Below are 21,457 nucleotides of genomic sequence, written 5' to 3'. Positions count from 1 at the left end.
GACAATGCTTAAGCGAGATGCTTAAGATTCTCAATAATGGGAGATGAGTTGACGATAGAATATGCAGGAGACAAATTATGAGCACAATTCCTGAACCCAGCGATCCTGAGTACTTTTTAGAGAGTTTTCCGCGCGACGCTTTTCCGGCCTACGTATGGGATGAGCGACCGGCCAGCTTGCCTCTTGAGGTTTGGACAACAGAGACAACCCATCGGGACGGTCAACAAGGGGGATTGCCTCTTTCGACTGAACAAAGCTTGAAAATTTATGATATCTTATGTCGCTTTACGGGTCAGGCGCAGGCGATCCGCCAGGCTGAGTTTTTTGTCTATCGGCCCTCTGATCGGGCAGCGCTGGAAGGTGCTCTTGAGAGATACCGGGCCGGCGCTCCTATCGAGCCCACAACCTGGATTCGGGCTACGGCCAGGGATGTGGCCTTAATAGGCAGCCTGGGTGTGCGCGAAACAGGTATGCTGGCCTCCGCTTCCGACTATCATACATTTCATAAATTTAAGCCGGGCGGGAGAAATCAGGCAGCGCGGACGTATCTCGAAGCGGTCCAGATGGTGCTTGATGCCGGCATTCGGCCGCGACTTCATCTTGAGGATGCCACACGCGCTCCTCTTGACTTTATGCGTCCGTTTATTGAGGCCGTGCTAGAGATGAGCAGCACGTATGGTCAGCAGTTGCGGCCAAAATTTCGTATTTGCGATACAATGGGGCTGGGATTGCCGTTTGAGGATGTCAGGCTACCGCGAAGCATCCCGCGCTTGTTTGCCGAGATGCATAAAATAGGGCTTCAGCCTGCCGATCTTGAGTTTCATCCTCACAATGATACTGGTCTTGTCGTTGCTAATTGCCTGGCGGCGCTGCGTGCTGGCTGTGCGGTCATTAATGGCACAATGCTGGGCAAAGGCGAAAGAAGCGGAAATGCGCCCCTGGAAGCTGTGCTACTGCATATGCTGGGGATGGGATTTTTCCGCGAGCAGCAGCCGGATTTTACAGCTCTCAATGAACTGGTAGAGCTGTATGCAAGCATGGGTGAGCCTGTTCCAGCCAAATATCCCCTCTATGGACGTGATGCGCATCGAACGCGGGCTGGCGTTCACGCTGATGGCTTAAATAAATTCTGGTGGATGTATGCGCCCTTTAATGTCCCACAATTGCTAGGCAGGCCCCTGGAGGTATCGTTGACCAAAGAAAGCGGCGTGGCAGGTTTAGTGTTTCTTATACGCCAGCATCTTAGCCTGGATGTTGCTAAGGACGATCCGCGCGTGCTGGAAATATACTCCTGGCTCCTGGCCGAGTTCGATAATGGACGCCAGACTAGCGTCGAATGGGAGGAACTTGCTCCTGTGGTGGCTCGACATTTTGCCAGCCAATAAAGCAACTTTTCCCGTATTCAGCGGCGGTTTCTTATCCCGCATTGCTATACTCTTTGCTGCACGCGATATGCCCTGTCAGGAGGACATCTGGCAGGGTTTATACGTTAGCGAGCCTGATGAAATTATTTTTGGCATTGCAAATGTTTTCTATAATAGTAGCCTGTAATGATCAGTCATGCCCTGTTACACATTCTAGGCTAAACTGGCGAGGGAAGGTAAGCGCCTCTCTGTGCTTTTGGCTTAACCTTGAGCCGCTGGTTTATTCTCAACGTTTCTGAAGCTATCTATCTGTGTGTTTCTGATCTTGACTGGCTCCTGCACGCGTGTTAGAGTGTGTCGTATAGCGAGAAATTAGAACAGGGGGCCTAATGATGAAAACGGATGAACTGCTCAGTGCAACTGTTGAAGAGTATCTGGAATCGATCTACAACATAAGTATGGAAGGTGAGGTGGTGATTGGTGCCCGACTTGCCGAGAAGTTTGGCGTTTCTGCTCCAACTGTGACTGAGATGCTCAAACGTCTGGTGAGAGATGGCTATGTGGAGATGAATAATAAACGCCAAGTGACGCTGACGGAAGCCGGTAATAAGGCCGCCGAGGCTGTGCTACGCCGCCATCGGCTTACCGAGCGCTTCCTGGTAGATATGCTGGGCATGCAGTGGCACCAGGTGCATGAGGAGGCTTGTCGTTTGGAGCATTTTATCTCGGGCGCTGTTGAAGCTCGCGTTATCGCGTCTTTGAATAATCCGACTACCTGTCCGCATGGCAATCCTATTCCTGGTTCTGTGCCGGATGCTCGCAATTATCTCAAAGATCATAATGCGGCGCGTCTTACGACTGTTCCTGTGGGCGGCACAGCTAGAATTCTTTGCATTTCGGAAGTCGTAGAGGATGAGGAAGCATTGATCTTTTATCTGCATGAGAAGGGCCTGATGCCAGAAATGCAGGTAATTGTCCTGGATCAACACTGTGTAGATTCAGCGCTTCAAAATGAACAGGTGAAGTTGCTGGTCAATGACCACGAAGTACTGATTAGCAAGGCCTCGGCTGCCAAGATTTGGGTAACGCTTTAGTTCGTGATGATTCTATTGCTAACTACTCTTCCTCTTGCTCTGTAAACTTCATTCTGCTCGATTTTGTAGCTATAGGCCGAGAATCTATATGGTAATTCTTACGATCTCGTGGGGAAATTGTTTTATAGTATTGGCTCGCTTAAACCATAGCTTTTGTTCACTATGTACTTCGCAGATCTCCAGTACCAAGTGTACCGGAGATTTTTTTGCGGTATCAACTTTTGCTTTACGAGATTCGTATTTGAAGGTAAATTTTAGAAGAGAATTCATATAAGGGAGAAAAAGAAGCTATGCGAGATCCAGTCTATACCAGAAACTATAGCTGTTCAGTGGAAGCGACCGCCGACATTATCGGTGGAAAATGGAAAACAGTTATTTTATATTATCTACTGGAAGCTCCTCGACGCTTCTAACGAACTCAAAAGGCTCTTACCTGATATTTCGCAAAGAATTCTCACCCAGCAATTGCGCGAGCTGGAACACGATGGTATCGTCCATCGCGAGATCTACAAAGAAATTCCTCCCCGAGTCGAGTATTGGTTAACAGATTTTGGGACCAGCTTAAAGCCGATTATCATGGTGATGCTCGATTGGGGAGATCAGTATCTTGAGCGATTTGCAGGGACAAGAGTCGTGTGTGAAGAGTGAGCGCTAGGATTCCTGGCCCGGCTGTGCAATGTGTTGTTTGCTGATTGTTACTGAGATAAGTAGATAGAATATCTGGCGGCACAAGTTGCCGTCAACCTGCCCCCTATGTTCTCCACGCATTATCCTCGTAAGAAAAGCTCCTCGTTGAATGCTTTGTTGTACTATGGCGCTTGACCGCTTCTAGCCAGGATTGTTACAATGGCGCTAGCCTAAAATAGGCCTGATTTAGGAGGAGCAATGTATGATGGCAAGTTTCATTGCTGATCGTGCCACATAAAAGGGCCTTGTTCGTAAGTACCTATATAGATAGGCATAATTGTTCTGTCTATCTATTTCAGACCTGGTGAGTACTCTGCTAAAATTTGTTCTTTACATGTCTATACTTAATTCGTGGAATATAAAATTATATGAACAGCCAAAATATTCCCTTCTCTGTGCCTGATGCTGTTACAAATGCACGGAATGCAAAAAGCCCCTTTGTTGCTGCGCCGCATTCTCCTCTGCCTCCTACTGGCTCTGGTGAAGATAAGACGAGTCAGGCCTATTTCTGGCGCGATCGCTTTTTTGAAGGCGCGTTAATTCTCTCGATGGCCTTGTATTACATCATCGGGAATACACATTTGACTATTGTCGGCCTTTCGCAGCTCAATGCTCTCGTACCAGCTTCGCTACTCCCGCTAATCTCTCTCCCTTTTTTGCTAATCTTCGCTCTGCTATGCTGGTACCGCTTAAATTTTGCGATTGCCCTCTTGCCGCTCTCGCTGCCCTATTATCTCCTGCAGAAAAACGTAATCGGGCGTGCGGAGTTTAGCCTGGCTGAGATAACGTTAGGGGTATGCTGCGCGATTGCTGTGCTGCGTTTGGCGCTTTTGTTTTTTACGAAACAGTCTCGTCCTTTCTGGAGCCAGCTGCGCGACGGCCTGGGACCATTTGTTTTACCCATTCTGGTCTTTGCTCTGGTCGCGGCTATTTCGATTATCCCGGCGTACTCGCGCGCGAATGCCTTACGCGCTTTTCGCGAAGAAGTATTTGATCCTTTGCTCTATGTTGGGCTGGCCTTGCTCTTTTTGCGCTCGCGCCAGGACGTAACGCGTCTATTGGGATCTCTACTGGGAACCGGCCTGATCATTGCTCTGCTTGGCATGGCTCAATATTTCTTCTTCAAAAATACACTCGCTTTAGAGGATGGGATCAGGCGCGTGCACACAGTGTATGGAAGCGCCAATAGCATTGGCCTGCTTTTTGATTATGTGTTGCCAATCGGGCTGGCCATGCTCCTGGGAAGAGTGGCCTTGTCGCAACGCTTCTTAGCGCTCCTGTTATGTGTTCCGATGCTGCTGGTACTCTATCTTACGCAGTCACTGGGTGCCTGGCTGGCGATTAGTGTGGCCACCCTCTTTGTCATTGCTATGTCCATACGCAATCGGAAGATCCTGCTTGCTGGCGGCCTGCTTTGTCTTGTACTGGTGATCGTGGGCGTGTTTATTTTTCGCTCATCTATTCTGGGTCATCTCTTTGAATGGCACACAAATCAACATGGCGTGAGCACGGTAACCAAGCGGCTCTATCTCTGGCAAAGCGCCTTAAACATGATCCATGATAGCCCCTGGCTGGGCTATGGTATGGATAACTGGCTCTGTCACTACAGCCTCAATCTGGATTGCCATACTACCATCTATCACTACTGGCTGGTCAAGGACCCTATAACACATCTGCCAACTGGTCTGCACGACGAGCCCAATCTATCCCATCCCCATAATATCTTTCTGCATGTCTGGGTAAGTATGGGAGTCTTCGGCTTGCTGGCCTTTATCTCGGTCCTACTCCTCTTCTACTGGCTCTTTGGGCGCGTGCTTTCCCGGCTTAACTCGACAGTCGCTCCTGTGAATGAGCAACTGCGCTGGATGGCAGTTGGCGTAGGGGGGCGATGCTGGCGGCCTTGCTCCAGGGTCAGGTTGATAGCGCGTTTTTAGAACAGGATCTGGCCTTCTGTTTCTGGATACTGGTTGCCGCTCTCTTGCTCTTGCGTACTTTGTCGCGTACCACCTGGCGCGATAATACATCGAAACAGAGCTCTGTCTATGCCGAGAGTAGCGTGTAGGGCTTTGGCTTTCGCGCTGCTCTTACAGCTCTCTCCTACCTTGCTGGCGGTTGATTCGTGATATTATATGGCATCCTTCTTTGGCGTAGATCGCGTATACTAGAAGCAGGAATACGAGACTGTATCGCCATCTAGTCATTGCAAAGAAGCAAATGTGTGTGGAAAGGGATTGCCTGGGAGCCGGTGCCAATTCAACCAGTGGATAGTAATAGCAAAGCGTAAGTTTGAGCAAGGAAAGGTGCAGTGTATGCAAGAACAATTGAAGCGACAACATGTTCCTGTCAAGGTCTACCGGTCGGCTCAGCGCTTGATGGTTGCGGCTCCGATGCCTGGCTTGGAGCCCGAGGACATTGTAGTTGAAGTCACGCCGAAGGGAAGCCTGGTTCTTCATGGAGAATTGCGTGGCAGATTGAAAGAGATCAAAGAGTTGCTCCTTGATGAGTGGAGCGCTGGAGCCTATCATCGCGAGCTGGCTTTAAGTGCTCCTGTTGATGCCGAATGTGCTAACCTCACCTATGGCAATGGTGTTCTTACCGTCGCCTTGCCCCTCAGTACACAGACCCGGCCTGCCCATCTCACCCTCAAGCGCGTCACGCCAACGCATGGCGAGCGCAAAGGTAATGCGGGCCATCCACCAACCTGCATCCATGTACAGGCCTGATAGGGCTTATCTGTAGGCTGCCTTCCCTGGTTTGGTACATAGCTAAGGAATGCAGCCTGCTTGCTATGTGCTTACGTTCATATGCAACCCCTTCTAAAACTGTCTTGTCTGGCCTCGCTATTTTCCTGCCTGAAAGCCTGCTCTAGCCATGTATGGTTGTCGATAGAAAAAGGAGGGTGCTTTTGTAGGCAGCGAGAGGAGTCTGAAGCTGTTTGTCAGCTTCTTCTCTCTCATATCAGGAGTGTAAGTATGGTAGAAGCTACTCAAGCGAGGAAAGTATATCTTGTTGGTGGGGGCATTGCTTCGTTGGCGAGTGCTGCCTTCTTGATCCGGGATGGACTTATACCCGCGCACAACATATACATCTTTGAGCAACTTTCAGTCAATGGCGGAAGCCTTGATGGGAGCGGAAATGCCGAAAGCGGATATGTAATCCGTGGTGGTCGAATGTTCAATTTCTCCTATCGCTGTACCTATGAGCTCTTGTCATTTGTTCCCTCACTTACCGATCCCAATAAAACAGTGCTTGATGAGATTCATGAGTTCAACGACCGCGTGAAGACTCATGCCCAGGCCAGGCTCGTCGAAGGAGGGAAAAAGCTAGATGTATCGCATATGGGCTTTCGTCACAAAGATCGCCTCGATCTGATCGAGCTCATGGTCCGCTCTGAGGCCTCCTTAGGAAGCAGGCGTATCGATGCCTGCTTTGAGCCTTCCTTCTTTGAAACGAATTTCTGGTTTATGTGGGCTACTATGTTTGCCTTTCAACCCTGGCATAGCGCGGTAGAGTTCAAACGTTATCTGCACCGTTTCCTCCATGAGTTCTATCGGATCAATACACTAGCTGGAGTTGATCGCACTCCTTACAATCAGTATGATTCCATCGTCAGGCCATTGGTTAGCTGGCTGCAAAAACAAGGCGTGAACTTTGAGATGGAATGCTCGGTTATTGATCTCGATTTTCGTCAGGATGGGCAGAAAAAGGTTGTTGAGCATATACACTTCCTGCGCGCTGGTCAGGAAGGGAGCGTCAAGCTGGGGAGGCATGACCTGGTATTCGTCACAGCTGGTTCTATGACTGCCGATTCTAATCTGGGAAATATGCATACAGCACCTATGCTTATCACCGGGAAGCGCGATTCCTCATGGAGATTATGGCAAAACATTGCCAAACATAGTCCGGAGTTCGGGCATCCGGGAGTGTTCGATAGTCGTATTGATGAGTCAAAATGGGAATCCTTTACCGTCACCTGCCACGACCCAACGTTTTTCCGACGTATGGAAGAGTGGACAGGGAATGCGCCAGGAACGGGAGCGCTAGTTACCCTAAAAGATTCAAACTGGCTTATGTCCGTCGTTCTGGCCTATCAGCCACATTTCCTTAATCAACCGGCGGATGTCAGCGTTTTCTGGGGCTATGGCCTCTTTGTGGATAAGGAAGGCAACTTTGTTAAGAAAAAGATGTCCGAGTGTACCGGTAAAGAGATTCTTATAGAACTCCTCTCACACCTGCGTTTCCAGGACGATCTTCAGCGTATTGTCGATACTTCCATCTGTATTCCCTGTATGATGCCCTATATTACCAGCCAGTTCCTCACCAGGAGCAAAGGGGATCGACCGCCAGTAGTGCCCGAACAGGCAAGCAACCTCGCCTTTATCGGGCAGTTTACTGAGGTTCCTGAGGATGTGGTTTTTACAGTAGAGTATTCAGTGAGAACAGCGCAAATTGCTGTCTATACCTTGCTGGGGATGGATAAGCAGCCACCCTCAATATATGAGGGGCAACATGATCCGCGCGTACTCGCGACTGCCCTAAAAATGCTTCTTACATAGACTGGAATAGCTTCTGTGAGCATCTAGATAATATGCATATTATTAAAGAACAGATGAGAGGAGGCATCTCTCATCTGTTCGGGTTATGTGTTATGTAGCCGGCACAGCTCTCCATTTTCCCCATGTTACCACTACAGAGCTGATTTCTCCGTTGCAGAGGCGCTCCAGCTGCGAGAGCACATAAAGAATGCCCCTTTCCTATAGTGAGCGCGTGTGAGCGCCATCCCTGCTATTGCCTTGGCCTGAGTAACGGTAAAGCGGTCAAATTGTCATCAAGCTCTTATAGGGTTTATTAGGAGCGTGTCAGGCTTTAGATAAATGAGCATCCACGAAGTAAGCGCGCTGCCCGTTGACCCATGTGCCTCGCACAAGGCCATGCTCGTCAAGAACTACCAGATCGGCGTCTGCTCCCGGAGCAACTTGACCTTTGCGCTTAGCGATGCCCGCGATGCGCGCAGGAGTGAGAGTTGCCATGCGAATAGCGTCAGCCCAACTTGCTCCAAAGGCCACCATATTGCGTACGGCGCGATCGAGCGTGAGTGCGCTCCCGGCCAGGCTGCCATCTTCCAAACAAACCTTGCCATCAGCAACATGGATAATACGCCTGACGAACTCGTAATCGCCATCGGGCAAGCCAGCAGGAGACACAGCATCTGTAATTAAGGCTACATCGTGTATGCCACGGGCGGCTATGGCCAGCTTGAGCATCCGAGGATGGACATGAATGCCATCGGCAATAATCTCAACAGTTGCGCGATTATCGGTTAAAAGTGCGCCAGCGGCTCCCGGAGCGCGATGGTTGAGCGTAGGCATCGCATTAAACAGATGCGTCGAGTGGCGGGCTCCTCCATCGATAGCCTGAACAGCCTGTTCATAGGTAGCCGATGTATGGCCTATGCAAGGGTAGATATCAAGTTCGACGAGCGAGGCAAGGAGCTGGCTTTTATCATCCTCTTCGGGAGCATAATCAACGAAGCGTATCCAGCCGTTGCCGATCTCTGCAAGCTGCCTCATCTCGGCGGGATCTGGCTTGCGGATCGCTGGGCCATACTGTGCACCTTTTTTATCATAGCTGATAAAGGGGCCTTCCAAGCGAATGCCAAGTATTTCTGAGGAAGCGTTTGGCCGCTTCTCGGCCAGCGTGGCGATATTTTTGACTTGTTCCACCGTCTCAGTACGCCCGGTTGTCGCAATGGTCGGGAAAAACGAGGTCACGCCCGTGCATGGAAGATCGCGGGCAACAGCCTCTGTATCTTCGGCCGGGCCGGTAGTGATATCATGCCCGCGAAACCCATGGATGTGGAGGTCAATATAGCCTGGGGCTAGACGCCAGGTGCCTAGATCTGTCACATCCACTGCCAGGCCAGGGAAAAGATGCTCTACACGTTGCCTGGCCTCTGCTGCATTTGTATCGCGCCAGATGGCCCGTATTTTTGATCCCTCAAGCACTATGGCTACGGGACCGGCAATCTCATCGGGTGTGTAGAGCTTCCCCGCTACTAGCACTTGCAGTGCTTGAGAATGTATGCTTTGTATCCCCAGGTCCATGTATATTTCTCGTTTCTCTCACTCTAGTGTAGTTGTACTCTCCCAGCATACTGCTGGAACAATTTCTCATCGTGTTCAATGCCGCCAGGAACATTATTGGAAATAAGGACGGGTGGAACTATCCCCTTGTCAAGAAGCAAACCAATTATTTCTGCTGTCAGCATTTGCGCAATAAGCGCGCCTGTGATCGAGGAAGTCGAACAGGCCTGTATCCCGCCTGGCAACGTTAGCAGGGCATCGCCAAATGGTCCACAGTTGTCGATGACAATATCAGCTAATTCGTAGAGCTTCTTGCCGGATGGATGTCGCGAATCCACTTGCTTTGTATGCTCAAGCGAAGTAACAGCCACAAGTGTATGCCCTCTCTCCTTGATCTGTTGGGCACACTCAATAACTGCTTTATTGACGCCCGAGTTCGAGGATATGAGGAAAGTGTCTTGGGGCTCGATTTGATAGCAAGAGAGCAAGGCTTTACCAGCTTCGAGATCTCGTTCAATCTCGGGGCTCATCACCTTCTCAAGAGGCCAGTTCGCATGGAGTGCTAAATGTTCTAAATCCATTTTATTGACGGGAACAAGTCCACCGGCCCGATCAGCCAGCTCCATGGCGAATGCGCGCGAGTGACCTGTGCCGAAGGTTTGAATAACTCCGTTGTTTTCAAGGCAATCAGCAAAGATACGAGCGGCCTGGCGAATTGCCGCGCTCTGCGTCTGGATCATTCTGTCTACTCTTTTAGCGGACTCCTGCCTAAATAGCTCCATGCCCATTTTTTGATTTTCCGGCATAATGTCAGCATCCTTTTCTATTTCAGTATCCCCAAAGAGGATCGTGGAAGGGCGATAGGTATGTTCTGTCGCTCCCCCTTTCCTCCTTGCCTATCCAGATGATTGGCTTGAGAATACCCTCAGGAAAAATATTCTATTGCGCAAACATTGTGTATACTGCCTCGGTCAGGCTCTCGGCTGTACCTTGAGCGAAAGGACTCATGAGCACCTCATAATCCATTTCGGTGTAGGCCTCCTGTGAGGGAAAATAGCCAAGATAGCCGTTGGTATAGCCGTAGAGCAATACGGGGTGCTGCGCAGCCTGCTTGATTTTTATACCCAGGCTGTTGTAAAGCTCTCCAGGAATAGCGGCGAGCTTTAGCTCTCCCAGCGAGGCTACAGCAATCTCTGCATTCAGCTCTACCTCATCAGCGGCAAGCGCGCGCTCTCTGATGAGCTGAAGACCTTGAAGCGTAGTTTGTATAGTCCTGGCCTGGGCTACATTGCCCTGCTGAAGTTCGCTTGTTAGTTGCGCTTGAAGCGTTTGCTCCTGCCTGCTGAGATGATTGAGATCTGGTGGTTCCTTTGCTTGTAGTTTTATGCTGCCCTGCTTAGTAAGTGGGGGGCCAAGAGTAAGAAGGCGAGCTTGAGGTATCAACTGGTAGGCGCGCTGAGCCAGCAAATTTCCCAGGCGCTCAAGCTCTGGTATGCCTTGCCCTTGCCTTGTATGGCGCGTGCTCATGTCTCCTGCCGCACCTGTGGTGTGCATGATCCAGCATTCTCCACCAAGCTGGTTCCGTAAATGCCGGCGAAATGCGCCGGGCAAGTCGGCAGAGATCTTTGTGTTTTCGGCGCTCAATACGGTAGGATGACAAGGGAAACTGGCAACGATGGCTTCTGGTTTGCTGGACAGGTTCCCATCTATTAGTCCACGCTCAAGCGCATCCCGGCTGGCCACATTATAAAAGCAGAGTAGATCGAGATCGGTGTTTTCTCCACTGTGTGGATGGTCTCGGTTGGTGACAATCCCAGACGTTGCGCCACTCACCCATGTTGCAAGCATAGGACGCATGCGCTTGATGGCTTCCGTGGCTGCTTCGGCTGCACCTTCGATGATGTGCTCAAGATTCTGGGGGACAGGTTCTTCGGGCAGCCCTGGAATGGAATGGACTGCCGGGCCTGAATGTGTATGGGTTGCTCCAAGCCATAAAGTAAGGCCTGGGTAAGTGGTCCGAAGCTGCGAACGTACCACCTCAACCAGTTGTCCATCAACTGAGAGCAGATCACAGATGATCACCACAAAAGGCTGAGATTGTGTGCCAAAGGCAATGGCATGAGCGTAAAGAGGATCATAAATAGCGTCTGCAGGTTCGGAGCGCGCGGCATACCCGCCCATCCTGCATGGAACATCTGGAGTGATCTCTGCCGATGCCCAGCCGATGAGTATACGATCTCTATCGTCTTTTAGCATATTGAGAAGCTCCCTTAAAGCTTGTTTTTCTTTAAGGCTTCCAGGAAGTCTGTGGGACGGTCAGAAGGCATCATCTTACAAGTCAAAGTGTAACCCTTGGCCGCAATTGCGCGATAAACCTCTGCATCTGCCGCAGTAACTGCGATAGAATGGGTGACCATTTTAAATTTGGTTCCTGGAACCGGGGCCTGGTTGCCGACATTGATTTCGGCTGGCTGAAGTCCATCTTCGAGCAAGGTCAAGGCATCGGTGGGTAGTTTGGCGACAATCATGACTTTGCCTTTTTGCGCCTCAGCACTTTTAACGAAGTTCAAAGTATCTTTGATTGAGAGAACTTTGGTTGGGACTCCACGCGCAGCCTGCGGTAAAAGCATTTTCTGCACTGGATCATTGGCAACCTTGTCATTGGTGACAACGAGATAGTCAGCCCCGATGTTTCCTACCCAGGTAGTGGTGACTTGCCCGTGAATTAAGCGGTTATCTATACGCATATGAACAACGGCCATGTTTTTGCTCCATTTCCTACGTTGTCTTTTATAAGCTTTCTCATATATGGCGAGAAACTTACAAAAGGAATCGCACCTGCTCGTGGCTATACAACCCGGCATATAGCCCAGGCACAGTGTCCGGCTTCCTGACCGACATGAAAACCTGATGCTAGAAACACGCTATCTATGCTGCTGTTGTGTTCCTAATCATCGTAAAGAGTTAGCAAAGAGTATGCCCGATGTGTTTAAGGCTTGCTCGACAGACTGGAGATGAATGCTGTTGGTATCAACTGGCAGGTATATGAAGTCTGCCTTAACACTATCTGTCTTTTTGCCCCCTTTCTATAGTCTCAGCACGCTGCTGTACTGAAATCTGGGACCGAGCAAAGCAGGTCAATACTATAAAAAGATAGATAATGTGTTGGCTGCAAAGAGATTGTGGTTCTGCAAAAGGCTGCTCACTATGCAGCAAATGGCCTTTTGAGCAACACATTATAAAGGTTATCTTCGTATGTAGAGAAATAGCCAACCATGATTGAACTATACATTTTCTTTCGCGATCTGTCAAGATGTCTAGATATCTATAACTGTTAGGGCGCTAAATTGGCTTGCTGGCAAAGCATAGGAACAGGCTGCTAACCGCTATTGACCGCTGGAGAGCACGTTGAAAAAGTAGTAACTGTGGCGTTGATAGAGAGATTGGGCGACGAATAAAAAGCTAGGATCTTTGCCCGAAAACGGCGAGATGCAGTTATGATGCCTCGTAAAATCTCTCTGCATCCGCCGTCCTTCGCCAGGGGATTAGCGTTAGAGCTTGGGCAAAAAATTACTAGATCTTAAAGAGAGAAAATCAGGCTGTTTCGTCTCTGGAGAGGGAATGTGCATAGAAGCACTATCTTCCTGCTTTACGATAAAGTTCAGTAATAAATTTATAGCGATCTCCGCGATAGAAGGATTTGACGTACTCGAACGCGCGTCCATCCTGATCATAGGTGATGCGGTACATAAGAAGTAATGGGGAACCCGTAGCGACATGCAGTAATGCTGCCTCGTAAGAAGTAGCTAACATGGGCTCCAGGCTCTGACTGGCATGATCTAAGCGGATGCCCCAACGTTCAGCTAGCAGAGTATAGAGTGAGCGATTTTCCAGATCTTCTCGGCTTAGTCCTGGGCACATAGCAGCAACAAGGGAAGTTCTCTCCAGGGCCATCGGCTCTTCGTCCGCCAGGCGTAACCTGACGCACTCAAATATATTCTCCTGGGGCTCTAACCCCAACGCCTTACGGACTGCCGAATCTGGTTTTGTTTCAGCAAAGGAAATAATATGTGCTCCCGCCTTCATGCCGCGTTGCGCCATGTCTTCAGTGAAGCTTGTGAGGCCGCTCAGAGCTTGCTCAAACTTGGGTGGTGCAACGAAGGTTCCCACCCCCTTGCGTCGAATCAGAATACCTTCATTGACCAGTTCGGCCAGAGCCTGCCTGACCGTCATTCGGCTAACCTTATAGGTTTCCACTAATTCCCTTTCGGGTGGAAGTGCGCAATCGGCTTTATACTCACCTTCATCAATTTTGGTGCGAATCTGCATCATGATCTGATAATATATAGGAACGGGACTTTGCTTATCAATTGATTCATTCATAGCTTTGTGCGGGAAACCCCCTCAATGTGAGAATGGGATTGTACCGTCCTCTCTTTCTCTACAATTTTCCCCTCCACGGGAAGCGTTTTGCAAGGGAACGCTCTAACCCTTCTTGCCGATGTGAAGAACATGAGCCTTAACCACAGATTGTTTTGAATTGTTCTATTTCAGCTTATCTTTGCTTATTCCATCAGGATATTCAGCATACAAGCAGCCACTTCACTATATTATTATAGTCTTTCTATGCTGACTTCTCTAGGTGTGATCTGAATATATTCAGAAGCATAGCTGTAAAATTGACAAAACCAGGAGCCTGTATGCTCTACCTTGAGCTGAGCTGTGTGGCTATTTCGTTAGGCAGCAACAAGTTTTATGTGCATATGGTGAACTATTGCGTATATTTTTTTGTAGCGATGGCAGGTGATGAGCTATTCTTTATGTTCCGTGTTAGCGTGGCGAACCTTAAGGCGTTTTAGACTCCCTTCCCAGTTAGTTTTTACTGCCTGCGTGGCGGCAGCGACATCATGAGCCCTTAGCGCTTTTAGTAGTGCGACATGTTCGTTTATAGAGTTTGAGGCTCCATTGATATGCGTGAAATATGCAATCTCTAGCCAGCGCAACTTCACTTTTAATCTCTGAAGCAAGCGTCTCAATTCGGGATTGGCCGCCTGCTCAATGAATATTTGATGGAAATCATGATCTGCGCCGGAGGCCTGGATGGCATTATTGCATTTGATGGCTTCCAGGAGCCGGGCATTTGCTTGCTCCATTGCCTGCAAATCGGCGCTGCCTATGCGGTCCTGGGCCAGGTTAAGGGCCAATATCTCTAGAGACCAGATGATAGGATAGAGGTGATCGGCCTCTGTAAGATCTATGGAGGCAACGCGCGTCCAGCGATTGGCGGATGTCTGAACAAAGCCTTCGTCTTCCAGGCGTCGTAAGGCCTCCCTGACTGGAGTGCGGCTGACTCCCAGAGCTTCTGCCAGATCTTTGTCGCGCATCGTCTCGCCAGGGTGGTAAATTCCCTCAACAATCCACTTCTGAAGCGTGGTATAGACTTCCTCGCGAGCCAGGGGTCTCCTGAATTTTTCTACATGTTCTGGTATTGGCATGTAATACCTCTCGCCTTAACAAAATAGTGAAGATGAAAAAGAAGCTACTTGCTTCCCTTGACTTCTTTGTGTAGTGTAGTATACCATAATTGATATGTGATATATCACATGTCACATGTCACTCGGCGGGATAAATAATGTGGCCTCTGTTTAGATGAGCAGAGTAGTATCGTCGAAGGAGAACTTCTGTGGAAGATGTCACCGCGTTATTGCAGCAGTTGGTTGCTATCGACTCTATTAATCCTGATCTGGTTCCAGGTGCTGCAGGTGAGCGTGAAATTGCCAGTTTTGTTGCCGATTGGCTGGAGAAGCAAGGCCTGGAGGTTGAGATAGATGAGCCTCAGCCTGGGCGCCCCAGCGTAATTGGTATGGCGCGCGGCTCTGGTGGTGGTCGCTCTTTGATGCTCAATGCACACATGGATACGGTAGGGGTGGCGGGTATGGAGCGCCCGCATGATCCAGTTGTGCAAGGGAAGCGTTTGTATGGGCGAGGCGCCTTTGATATGAAAGGGGGGCTGGCTGCCATCATGCTGGCGGCTGCGGAGGCGAAAAAACGCCAATTGCGTGGTGACGTAATTCTGACAGCGGTGGCTGATGAGGAATATGCAAGTATTGGCACCCAATCGGTAGTGAAACGCTGGCATGCCGACGCAGCTATCGTGACTGAGCCAACCGAGCTTCAACTCTGCGTAGCCCACAAGGGCTTTATCTGGTTGGAAATTACTACGCAAGGTGTGGCTGCCCATGGCTCCAAACCTGACCTAGGGCTCGATGCAATCATAAAGATGGGGCATGTCCTTGTTGGCCTGGATAAGTTGAATAAAACTCTTCTCTCTGCCTCGGCACACCATATGCTTGGGAGCGGCTCACTCCATGCATCTTTAATAGAAGGCGGCCAGGAATTATCGAGTTATCCGGCCAGCTGTACCTTACAGGTGGAGCGCAGAACTGTTCCCGGCGAGACACCTGAGCAGGTGGAAAAAGAAATTCGCTCAGTGTTGGAGCAGATTCGAGCTAGCGATGCAAGTTTTAAGGCGAGCTTAAAGACCTCTCTCGTCCGCCAGGCATTTGAGGTGGACGAGAACGAGACGATTGTGCAAATTCTCAAACGCCAGACCCAGGCCTTGCTTGGGAAGCAACCTGAGATCGGTGGCTCGACGCCGTGGATGGATTCGGCCATTCTGTCAGCAGCTGGTATCCCAACTGTTGTTTTTGGTCCTGGTGGCGCCGGCGCACATGCCGTCGTAGAGTGGTCAGACCTGGAGCAGGTGCAGAGCTGTGCTAACATTTTGCTCGCGGCGGCTGAGGAATTTTGCGCTTAAGTGCCTTTCTCTGGTAACCTCTAGAGATACTAGCCTTTATTTTTCTTCCTCAAGGCCGATTGGCTAGCCATTTTTGGCCAGGAGGAGAGTAGACAGGTTTGTTCATGCACAGGGCGTTGTTGTCGAGGACAAGAGCGCTCTGTGTTCAGCAGACAATGCAGCATTGTGCCTGAATTGCTCCAATTTTATTTAGCGCTTGCTTCAGTTTCGTTAGCCCTCTCTGCTACAACATCACAAAAGTGTCTCCGCAGGCTTGATGAGAGACCTTAATGGGTTTGTTCATCAAGCGGGCCTTAAACTTCAGAGTCAGAAAATCGTATATCTGTATGATACTGAGTTCCATGCACTTTTCTCCACACTAGATAGGAATGCATGTGGAGTGTTTGTGATATGTCGAGAAACAGCAGTGGACAGATTAGTATACAAGATAGCGGCTAGCAGGAATTTGCTTTAAATCCCCTTAGTATATCTGCAACTATTACTTATCCTCATGCGTTATATAAAGTAAGAACCTTGTTTTGAAATGGATAGTTGCGTGTCATGTATGGAATTCCTCAATGTACATGCTTTTTACGAATATAGGAGAAAGATATGTCTAGCAATTCTCTTACTGATCAGCCAGAAGTCACTGGGGATCAGGTAGGAACATCGCTGAGCATGCCAGCCTCGGCAGATGACAATTTATTGACTGTACGCGAAGTTGCCCAACGCTTGCGCGTGGATACTACCACTGTACGGCGTTGGATTGCCCTTGGTCTTCTAGAGGCTGTATCCTTGCCTCACATGGGCAAACGGCAGTCGTATCGTATCAGACAGCGAACGTTACGCCGTCTGCTGGAATACCCGCTCAGGGCGTAATGTGCTTTCGACTGGAGCGCCAGGCCTGGAGGCAGTACATCCTGCAGTATTTCTCTGCCAAGATTACTGTTCAGGGTTCTATGCTATCTCGTCTCGGATCTACTTGTGCCGGATAGCTGCTTGTGGCTTGCGCTCCTACGGCAGAGTTCTTTGTCTGGAGGGTAAACGATGGAGCAATTACCCTCCAAACGCTCATAACAAGCCGCCTCTGAGCGAATCTGCTAGTTTTTCTCCCTATGGCGTTTGCCTGCCTGCGTAGGCTAAGATCGAGGGCGTGAGGCTAAAATCAGCCTGTTAGTGTATGCCGATGGCTCCTTACAATCTGGAAGGCCCGGTCGGGATAGCTCTTCTTGGCATCCAGCCAACTGACTTTCTGGCAAGAGCTATAACTACCGCATTTTTGGCACCTGCTTCATACCACAAATTCTCAGGCAATGGTAGCCAACTTGGGCATAGTGAAAGTAGCGACGTTGACACTTCTGCACGAGGCCTCATATACTGGTACCTGTTACACATATTCAACGGGAGATAAAGCAGGAAGAGGGGTATTGGCCGATGGCATTTACTCAGGATGAGCTTCAATCCTTTAATTCTATTCTTGATCAGAAATTATCTATACTGCGCCGGGATTTAGAGCGTGTATTTGATCAGCGTTTGCAGACGCTAAGACATGAGTTCGAGCAACGCCTTACGACTCTCCAGCAGGATTTGATGCGAAGCTTTCCTCAGAGGCTGGCTGACCAGCAAAGCCGACTTCGGGATTCTATAGGTCAGCGGCTCGATGCTCAGCATGAACAAATTGCGCAGACAGTAGAAGGGAAATTAGAGCAGTCCCAGCAAGCGACTCAGCAGCAGTTTGAAGCTATTATTGAGCGGGCACTTTCTGTTCAGCAAGCGGCCCTTGAGGAGCTCATGAGCCAGCAAGCTCTTGCGCACCAGGCGGAAGCTTCAGCAAACCAACATGTAGCCCTGGCCGCTCCTGAATTAGAGGCTATAGAGGTGCAAGCTGAGATCCCCTGGGAAGATCTGTCAGGCGCTATTGATAAGGCTCTGAGTGAGCGCCTCTTCTCGCTGAATGAAGCTATGCAGGCCGCGTTCAAAGACCTGGAGAGTTATTTCCTGACGCAGTTCCGCAACTTGCGCGATGATCTCACGCATAGAATAGCCCCGTCCTACGGCGGATCTATTCACAATTTGCAGGATATATTTGCTAGCATTGAGCAGCTTGAAAGGGTGATTGAGTCAATGCAGGTATCGATGTCGGCGAACCATGCCCTGCTTTCTAATCGTCTCTATCACCATCAGCAATTGCCTCTGGAGCGCGCCCATGCGGGCGAACATCCATCTATGCCAAATACGTCACATGCCAATGGGACGAACCAGCTTTCTTTGCCGAAGGAGAGCGATTCTGAGCAGTAGTGCTTCTTCAGATGGCGTGGGCTATCTTGTCAGCTAATAAAGTAGAAAAATGCTTCTCGGTCTCACCTGGAAGTAGCGGATAAGCAGATATCAGGCTATTGACGAGGTGGGCCAGGTAGTGTTACACTATTTAGACTTCAAGTATCAAGTACTCTCATCAACTTTTGCCTCTCGCGCTGTGCGTAATTATGCAAACCGCCAGAGGTAGCTTTATGCTGCCCTGCGTAATTATGTGAGCGCCAAACCTTGTTAAAGAAACCAACCCTTTATTCAAATGTGGCTTGTGTTTCTTGTACTGTCTCCATGTATTGTTTCAGGAGTAATCCCATGCTGCTTTTTTATGTTGAAGTGGCACGTACGGCCTTTAGACGGCAGTTGATCTACCGTTGGGCCAATCTTGCCGGTTTGATTACTAACATCTTCTTTGGCGTCGTCTTTAGTTTCGTGTATATCGGCCTGTATCAGGCTCGTCCTCTCGTGGCTGGCTATGATGTGCATGATACGTTGCGCTATTCATGGTTAGTCCAGTCTATGATCATGGTGATCTTGCCGTTCGGTTGGCGGGACCTGATGTTGACTATTCGAACAGGCGAAGTCGTATCGGATCTGAGTAAGCCCTGTGACTTCTGCTGGTACTGGTTTAGCCGTGAAGTGGGACGCAGTTTATACTATCTGCTCTGTCGCTGTATACCCATCTATATTGCCGGTATGTTGCTCTTTGGCATTGGCGTGCCGGGGGAACTATTTTCCTGGCTGGCTTATGGCCTGGCTCTACCTCTGGGTGCTCTATTAGGCATTGCCTATCGCATGCTCTATAACATAGGTGCCTTCTGGCTCATTGAAGCGCGCGCCGTGGGTACTATGGCAGAGGTTGTAGGACTCTTTTTTGCCGGATCTTATGTGCCGATTCCCCTCCTGCCGCTCTGGTTGCGGGGTATCGTAGAATGGTTGCCCTTTAGTGGCCTGCTTAATCTGCCAGTGCAGGTATTGCTAGGTAAACTAAGCGGTAGCGAGTTGTATTTTGCGCTGGCTCGTCAGTTGTTCTGGGTGATTGCTCTGGTGCTGCTCTTACGCTTGCTTGTGAGTGTGGCTACGCGCCGTGTTGTATCTCAAGGAGGGTAATGAGATCCATGTTTCAGGTAGTTCTAAATGATGTAAGGTTATATCGACGTCTGGTCGGCATGCAGATACGCGCACAGCTGCAATATAAAGTGAACGTGCTGCTTGATGTTGTGACTTATCTCGGTGTAACAATTTTGGAGTTTAGCGCTCTTTTGCTCTACTTCGCGGCATTTCCTTCGCTGCTCGGCTGGAAGTTAGGCGAAGTGGCCTTGCTAACGGCTATCGTCTCGATTAGCTTTGGGCTGGCTGAGCTAGTAGGTGCTGGTATTGATAGTTTCCCGGAGATGATCCGGCGTGGCGAGTTTGACCGCGTACTGCTCCGGCCGGTCGGAGCATTGACGCAAGTAGTTGGTAGCGATTTTCGTTTACGCCGCCTGGGGCGCCTGACTCAGGGCTGCATCTGTTTTGGGCTGGCACTCCATTGGCTGCCTAATTTGCATTGGACACTGGCAAAGCTTATAGTGCTTCCTCTTGGCATTATAAGCGGGACTATTGTCTTTGTCTCCATATTATTGCTTGGTGCTACTCTGTGCTTCTGGACGGTAGAAACAACTGAGCTGACAAATAGCCTGTATTATGGCGGGCGTGAGATGCTCAGTTATCCGCTTGTGATCTATAATCGGGCCTTCCAGGGCATTTTTCTTTTTGTAATACCGCTTGCCTTTGGTAGCTATGTTCCTGCCTGCTACATTCTTGGGCGTCCCTTGCCCTTCGGCTTGCCTGCAGAGATAGCTTTTATGGCTCCATTGGCTGCTCTGGCAATAGCTGCTATCGCCTGTGTGTGCTGGTATTGGGGCGTACATAGCTATCAAAGTACAGGAAGTTAGATTGGTATGACGATGAATAAAAATAATTTAGAAGGAGGTCTAATGATGCCACAGATGATCGATGTAGAAGGATTGAATAAGTCTTTTCGCATTGGTGTCAAGCGAACTGGCGCGTTGGGTGGCCTGCTCAGTGTGATAAAGCCGGAACTGCGGGAGGTGCAAGCTGTGCAGGATCTCTCGCTGAAGGTAGCTGCGGGCGAGATGGTGGGTTTGATTGGGCCGAACGGAGCGGGTAAGAGTACGAGTATCAAGATGATGACGGGAATTTTAGTGCCTACATCTGGCGCTATACGGGTTGCCGGGCTGGTTCCTTTCCGGCAGCGCCGAGATTTAGCGGCTCGTATAGGCGTGGTTTTTGGGCAGCGCTCGCAGCTGTGGTGGGATCTTCCGCTCATCGACTCGCTCCATTTGTTGCGCTATCTCTACCGCGTCCCCGAGGAGCGCTATAAAACGAATCTTGTCCATTTACGCAAGATGCTGGAGCTCGACGAATTTATCCATACGCCTGTGCGCCAGCTCTCGTTAGGGCAAAGGATGCGTGGTGACCTTGCCGCGGCTTTACTCCATGATCCCGAATTGCTCTATCTTGATGAGCCAACTATCGGCCTTGATGTGGTGGCTAAGGCGCGTATTCGTGAGTTTTTGCGTGCCATTAACAAAGAGCGCGGAACGACTATATTGATTACGACACATGATATGGATGATGTGGAGGCATTGTGTGAGCGTATGCTGATCATAGATCATGGGCGCAAGCTCTATGATGGTACGGTGGCCAACATTCGGGAGCGTTTCGGAGGTGAGCGCGTCCTGATTGCTGTGCTGGATACAACTGATTCCGAAGCAGCTAGCATTATCGGTGTGGAACACTTGCCGGAAGGCGTAAGGCTGATTCGGAGCGAGGGGCCGCGCATCTGGCTGGGCTTTGGCCGTGAATCCATGCCGGCTCACATGTTGATCTCCTGGCTGGGAGAGCATTATCAATTGCGCGATGTAACCTTTCAGGAGCCTGAGATTGAGGATATAATCAGGCGTATCTATGAGGAAGGACTCCTACTAAAGAATATTAGTAAAGAATTGGAGCAGATCTAGGCACAGAGTATCCAGCTGAGCTAGAATTGAGCAGGTCATACAAAGGCCTGCTCAATGTGCTATTGCCGCTTCTAATTAAGAAAGCTTCTACAATCAT

The 21,457-nt window shown here is 49.7% G+C and carries 17 protein-coding genes and 1 pseudogene; 12 read left to right on the top strand and 6 right to left on the bottom strand.

Annotated features, from left to right (window positions below):
* The first annotated feature begins 77 nt into the window (after positions 1–77).
* The 6 genes and pseudogenes from EPA93_RS18005 to EPA93_RS17980 all read left to right on the top strand — a co-directional run bounded on the left by EPA93_RS18005 (position 78) and on the right by EPA93_RS17980 (position 7,701).
* Positions 78–1,385: a pyruvate carboxyltransferase gene (locus EPA93_RS18005; protein ID WP_129888836.1), complete on the top strand. Its 1,308-nt coding sequence runs from the start codon at positions 78–80 to the stop codon at positions 1,383–1,385.
* Between the two features lie 368 nt (positions 1,386–1,753).
* A complete protein-coding gene (locus EPA93_RS18000; RefSeq protein ID WP_129888835.1) occupies positions 1,754–2,458 on the top strand; it encodes a metal-dependent transcriptional regulator in 705 nt (234 codons plus the stop codon).
* 290 nt (positions 2,459–2,748) lie between these two features.
* Positions 2,749–3,106 (top strand): annotated as a pseudogene (locus tag EPA93_RS17995) (winged helix-turn-helix transcriptional regulator).
* Between the two features lie 407 nt (positions 3,107–3,513).
* Positions 3,514–5,079 carry an O-antigen ligase family protein gene (locus EPA93_RS17990; RefSeq protein ID WP_129888834.1) on the top strand — a complete coding sequence of 522 codons (1,566 nt, stop codon included), beginning with the start codon at positions 3,514–3,516 and terminating at the stop codon, positions 5,077–5,079.
* Between the two features lie 375 nt (positions 5,080–5,454).
* Positions 5,455–5,868 (top strand): Hsp20/alpha crystallin family protein, encoded by a 414-nt coding sequence (locus EPA93_RS17985; protein WP_129888833.1) that lies wholly within the window; start codon positions 5,455–5,457, stop codon positions 5,866–5,868.
* A 249-nt stretch (positions 5,869–6,117) separates the two neighbouring features.
* Positions 6,118–7,701, top strand: a complete 1,584-nt coding sequence (locus tag EPA93_RS17980; protein WP_129888832.1) for an oleate hydratase — start codon at positions 6,118–6,120, stop codon at positions 7,699–7,701.
* A 303-nt stretch (positions 7,702–8,004) separates the two neighbouring features.
* On the opposite strand, the gene nagA is transcribed toward EPA93_RS17980, so the two are convergent.
* From nagA to EPA93_RS17950, 6 genes are all read right to left on the bottom strand, one after another.
* The gene (nagA, locus tag EPA93_RS17975; protein ID WP_129888831.1) at positions 8,005–9,249 is read right to left on the bottom strand and encodes an N-acetylglucosamine-6-phosphate deacetylase; all 1,245 of its coding nucleotides are present in this window, start codon (positions 9,247–9,249) and stop codon (positions 8,005–8,007) included.
* A gap of 23 nt (positions 9,250–9,272) precedes the next feature.
* Positions 9,273–10,010 (bottom strand): SIS domain-containing protein, encoded by a 738-nt coding sequence (locus EPA93_RS17970; RefSeq protein ID WP_277988984.1) that lies wholly within the window; start codon positions 10,008–10,010, stop codon positions 9,273–9,275.
* A gap of 157 nt (positions 10,011–10,167) precedes the next feature.
* On the bottom strand, positions 10,168–11,484 hold the full coding sequence (locus EPA93_RS17965) for a neutral/alkaline non-lysosomal ceramidase N-terminal domain-containing protein (RefSeq protein WP_129888829.1): 1,317 nt from the start codon (positions 11,482–11,484) through the stop codon (positions 10,168–10,170).
* Between the two features lie 14 nt (positions 11,485–11,498).
* Positions 11,499–11,990, bottom strand: a complete 492-nt coding sequence (locus EPA93_RS17960) for a PTS sugar transporter subunit IIB (RefSeq protein ID WP_129888828.1) — start codon at positions 11,988–11,990, stop codon at positions 11,499–11,501.
* 874 nt (positions 11,991–12,864) lie between these two features.
* A complete protein-coding gene (locus EPA93_RS17955; RefSeq protein WP_129888827.1) occupies positions 12,865–13,611 on the bottom strand; it encodes a GntR family transcriptional regulator in 747 nt (248 codons plus the stop codon).
* 428 nt (positions 13,612–14,039) lie between these two features.
* Positions 14,040–14,723: a GntR family transcriptional regulator gene (locus EPA93_RS17950; RefSeq protein ID WP_129888826.1), complete on the bottom strand. Its 684-nt coding sequence runs from the start codon at positions 14,721–14,723 to the stop codon at positions 14,040–14,042.
* 188 nt (positions 14,724–14,911) lie between these two features.
* On the opposite strand from EPA93_RS17950, the gene EPA93_RS17945 reads away from it, so the two are divergent.
* The 6 genes from EPA93_RS17945 to EPA93_RS17920 all read left to right on the top strand — a co-directional run bounded on the left by EPA93_RS17945 (position 14,912) and on the right by EPA93_RS17920 (position 21,360).
* Positions 14,912–16,045: an ArgE/DapE family deacylase gene (locus EPA93_RS17945; RefSeq protein WP_129888825.1), complete on the top strand. Its 1,134-nt coding sequence runs from the start codon at positions 14,912–14,914 to the stop codon at positions 16,043–16,045.
* A 591-nt stretch (positions 16,046–16,636) separates the two neighbouring features.
* The gene (locus EPA93_RS17940; protein ID WP_242527436.1) at positions 16,637–16,903 is read left to right on the top strand and encodes a helix-turn-helix domain-containing protein; all 267 of its coding nucleotides are present in this window, start codon (positions 16,637–16,639) and stop codon (positions 16,901–16,903) included.
* Positions 16,904–17,458: 555 nt separating this feature from the next.
* Positions 17,459–18,322: a hypothetical protein gene (locus EPA93_RS17935; protein WP_129888824.1), complete on the top strand. Its 864-nt coding sequence runs from the start codon at positions 17,459–17,461 to the stop codon at positions 18,320–18,322.
* Positions 18,323–18,649: 327 nt separating this feature from the next.
* Positions 18,650–19,444, top strand: coding sequence for an ABC transporter permease (locus EPA93_RS17930; protein ID WP_165423226.1), 795 nt, complete (start codon positions 18,650–18,652; stop codon positions 19,442–19,444).
* Between the two features lie 8 nt (positions 19,445–19,452).
* Positions 19,453–20,271 carry an ABC transporter permease gene (locus tag EPA93_RS17925; RefSeq protein WP_165423225.1) on the top strand — a complete coding sequence of 273 codons (819 nt, stop codon included), beginning with the start codon at positions 19,453–19,455 and terminating at the stop codon, positions 20,269–20,271.
* A gap of 42 nt (positions 20,272–20,313) precedes the next feature.
* The gene (locus EPA93_RS17920) at positions 20,314–21,360 is read left to right on the top strand and encodes an ABC transporter ATP-binding protein (RefSeq protein WP_242527435.1); all 1,047 of its coding nucleotides are present in this window, start codon (positions 20,314–20,316) and stop codon (positions 21,358–21,360) included.
* The last annotated feature ends 97 nt before the right edge of the window (positions 21,361–21,457 follow it).

Origin of the sequence: Ktedonosporobacter rubrisoli (assembly GCF_004208415.1) — a bacterium.
GTDB classification, from domain to species: domain Bacteria; phylum Chloroflexota; class Ktedonobacteria; order Ktedonobacterales; family Ktedonobacteraceae; genus Ktedonosporobacter; species Ktedonosporobacter rubrisoli.
Note: the sequence above shows the minus strand (reverse complement) of the source record. Positions and strands in the feature narration are given on the sequence as shown.

Excerpts from the sequence above, each read along its gene's own strand:
- EPA93_RS18005 (WP_129888836.1), top strand. The coding sequence starts at position 78 with ATGAGCACAATTCCTGAACCCAGCGATCCTGAGTACTTTTTAGAGAGT.
- EPA93_RS18000 (WP_129888835.1), top strand. The coding sequence starts at position 1,754 with ATGATGAAAACGGATGAACTGCTCAGTGCAACTGTTGAAGAGTATCTG.
- EPA93_RS17990 (WP_129888834.1), top strand. The coding sequence starts at position 3,514 with ATGAACAGCCAAAATATTCCCTTCTCTGTGCCTGATGCTGTTACAAAT.
- EPA93_RS17985 (WP_129888833.1), top strand. The coding sequence starts at position 5,455 with ATGCAAGAACAATTGAAGCGACAACATGTTCCTGTCAAGGTCTACCGG.
- EPA93_RS17980 (WP_129888832.1), top strand. The coding sequence starts at position 6,118 with ATGGTAGAAGCTACTCAAGCGAGGAAAGTATATCTTGTTGGTGGGGGC.
- nagA (WP_129888831.1), bottom strand. The coding sequence starts at position 9,249 with ATGGACCTGGGGATACAAAGCATACATTCTCAAGCACTGCAAGTGCTA.
- EPA93_RS17970 (WP_277988984.1), bottom strand. The coding sequence starts at position 10,010 with ATGGAGCTATTTAGGCAGGAGTCCGCTAAAAGAGTAGACAGAATGATC.
- EPA93_RS17965 (WP_129888829.1), bottom strand. The coding sequence starts at position 11,484 with ATGCTAAAAGACGATAGAGATCGTATACTCATCGGCTGGGCATCGGCA.
- EPA93_RS17960 (WP_129888828.1), bottom strand. The coding sequence starts at position 11,990 with ATGGCCGTTGTTCATATGCGTATAGATAACCGCTTAATTCACGGGCAA.
- EPA93_RS17955 (WP_129888827.1), bottom strand. The coding sequence starts at position 13,611 with ATGAATGAATCAATTGATAAGCAAAGTCCCGTTCCTATATATTATCAG.
- EPA93_RS17950 (WP_129888826.1), bottom strand. The coding sequence starts at position 14,723 with ATGCCAATACCAGAACATGTAGAAAAATTCAGGAGACCCCTGGCTCGC.
- EPA93_RS17940 (WP_242527436.1), top strand. The coding sequence starts at position 16,637 with ATGTCTAGCAATTCTCTTACTGATCAGCCAGAAGTCACTGGGGATCAG.
- EPA93_RS17935 (WP_129888824.1), top strand. The coding sequence starts at position 17,459 with ATGGCATTTACTCAGGATGAGCTTCAATCCTTTAATTCTATTCTTGAT.
- EPA93_RS17930 (WP_165423226.1), top strand. The coding sequence starts at position 18,650 with ATGCTGCTTTTTTATGTTGAAGTGGCACGTACGGCCTTTAGACGGCAG.
- EPA93_RS17925 (WP_165423225.1), top strand. The coding sequence starts at position 19,453 with ATGTTTCAGGTAGTTCTAAATGATGTAAGGTTATATCGACGTCTGGTC.
- EPA93_RS17920 (WP_242527435.1), top strand. The coding sequence starts at position 20,314 with ATGATGCCACAGATGATCGATGTAGAAGGATTGAATAAGTCTTTTCGC.